This is a genomic window from Mesorhizobium sp. M7A.F.Ca.CA.002.05.1.1 (genome assembly GCF_003998335.1).
GTDB lineage: Bacteria > Pseudomonadota > Alphaproteobacteria > Rhizobiales > Rhizobiaceae > Mesorhizobium.
Genome location: NZ_RZQI01000839.1, coordinates 1 through 2573 on the forward strand (window position 1 = coordinate 1; position 2573 = coordinate 2573).

Below are 2573 nucleotides of genomic sequence, written 5' to 3' on the forward strand. Positions count from 1 at the left end.
GCATTGACGATCACGTTGCCGGCGCCGGCGTTGCCGGTGGTGCCGCCATTGCCGATCATCAGATTGCCGTTGTTGATGACGGTGTTGCCGGTGAAAGTGTTGTTGCCGGTGAGCGCCCAGGTGCCGGCATCGTTCTTGGCCAGCGTGGTTGCACCGCCGGCGCCGTCGGCGATCGCCCCGCCCATGATGTTGAGCGCGGTATTGGTGCCGCCGAGCGCGATGGTGCGCGGGCCGCTGCCGGAATAGGTAACCGCGGCCGTGTTGCTGAAGACGACGGCGCCCGTGCCTGAGGATTCGATGAAGCTGGTGCCGGCCGAGAGCGTGAACAGCCGGTCAGTCGTGTCGCCGCTACCGGTGTAGCGCAACGTCGAGCCGTTGCCGATCACCAGATTGGCCGCCGCGTTGGACGAGGCGCCGATGCTGCTTGCCTGGCCGCCATTCGCCAGCTTGCTGACGCCGAGCACACCGCCATTGATCGTGGTGATGCCGGCGTAGCTGCTGTTTTGATTGTTGAGGATCCAGGTGCCGGCGCCGTCCTTGGTCAGCGAGGTCACGCCGGCGCCGTTGTTGGTGATCTGTGCGGCAAGGCTGTTGTTGCCGGTGTTGGTGCCGCCGAGCGCCAGCGTCTGGCTCGTGCCGAGAGCCGAGAATGCGATCGCTCCGGTATTGGTGAAGGCGATCGCGCCGGTGCCGGAGGATTCGAGCCGGCTGCCGGCCGAGGCGCCGAGCGTGAACAGGCGATCGGTGCTGTCGCCCGTGCCGACATATTGCAGGGTGCCGCCGGTGAGGACGAGGTTGGCCGCAGCACTGCTCGATGCGCCGATCGCGCTGTTGACGCCGCCATTGGCCAGGCACGAGACCTGCAGCACGCCGCCTCTGACAGTGGTGCTGCCGGTATAGGAGCTCGCGCAGCCGCTGAGCGCCTGGGTGACGGTTCCGCCCTTGATGATCCCGCCGCTGCCGCTGATCGCGCCGGCAAAACCGGCCGCGCTGACGTTCGAGGCGATCGTCAGCGTCGCCGTGCCAAGCGTGACATTGCCGCCTATGGCGCCACCGCCATTCAGATAGGAGATGGAGGTGCTGAAATTGTTGAGATCGAGTGCGACACCGGCGGTGTTGTTCAGGCCGAATCCACCCGCTCCGATGGCGCTGCTGGAGCCGGCGCGCAGGATGCCACCTGTGACTGTCGTGATGCCGGTATAGGTGTTGTTACCGGACAGGACGAGCGTGCCTGCGCCGTCCTTCCGGAAGGCGCCGGCACCGACGATCGGGCCGCTCACGCCGAGCACGGTGGCGGCATTCACCACGTTGATGGCCCCACCGGTAGTGGCAAGTGTGATGCCGCGGTCGATGCTGATGCTGCCGCCGGTATAGGCAAGGACGCCGCCATTCAGGCCAAGGTTGGCGGAGGCGCTGGTCGAAGCGCCGATGCCGCTTGCCTGGCCGCCATTGGCAAGGCAATCCACGCTGAGCGTACCGCCGATGATGTTCGTCGCGCCGGTATAGGTGTTGTTGCAGCCGACAAACGTCTGGGTGCTGCTATTGTCCTTGGTGAGGCCGCCGGCCCCGGTGATGGCGCCGCTGAAGCTGACGGTCGTGCCGCCGACCGTCAGGGTCGCTCCGCCGAGGCGAACGGTACCGCCATTCGCGCCGCCTCCCGACAACCCGCCGACCTTGTTGTTGAAACCGTTCAGGTCGAGCGTGACGCCGGCGACATCCGCCAAATTCATGGCATTGGGACCACCAAAGGCCTGGGTCGATCCGGCGCGCAACGTGCCGCCGTCAATGAATGTCGGACCGTTGTTGCTGTTGGTGCCCGAAAAAACCAGAGTGCCGGCGCCGGCTTTGTGAAACGGCACGGCGCCAACCACCGTGCCGCTGACGGTGAGCGTCGTTGCCGCATTGGTGACATCGAGCGAGCCACCCGCGCCTCCGTTGAGCGTGAAGCCGCGATCGGTGCTGGCGGTCGCCCCGGTATATTGCAGCGTTCCGCCGGTCTGGATCACGAGGTTCTCGGCATCCGAGGACGATGCGCCGATACCGCTCGCCACACCGCCATCGGCCAGCGTGTTGACCGACAGCGTACCGGCGGAGATCGTCGTGATGCCGGTATAGGTGTTGGCGGCATTGCCAAGTGTCAGCAGGCCGGCGCCGGTCTTGTTGAATCCGGCATCGTCCGAACCGACGACCACGCCGCCGAAGCTCAGATTGCCGCTGTCGACCTGGATCGTCCGCGGTGCACCACCATTGACCAGGGTAAAGCCGCGGTCGGTCGTGCCCGCACCGACGCCGGTATATTCCAGCGTACCGCTTTCGAGCACCAGGTTCGCCGAAGCCGCGCCCGAAGCGCCAATGCTGCTCGCAGAGCCGCCATTGGCGACGCTGTCGATGGCCAACGTGCCGCCGCTCAGCGTCGTGCCCCCGGTGTAGCTGTTCGCGCCGGTCAGCGCGACCTTGCCGGCGCCGCCCTTGGCGAAGCTGGTTGCGCCGCCATTGTCGACGATCGTCGACGCGATCGTGAAGGTACCGGTGCCCGTGCTGTTTTCGAGCACGGGCACCGGTACCTTCACGAT

At 66.2% G+C, this 2573-nt stretch carries 1 protein-coding gene; it reads right to left on the bottom strand.

Annotation, left to right across the window (positions count from 1 at the left end):
- Positions 1-2573 (bottom strand): beta strand repeat-containing protein (locus EN939_RS29275; RefSeq protein WP_206528367.1); only part of this gene is annotated, 2573 nt, incomplete at both ends.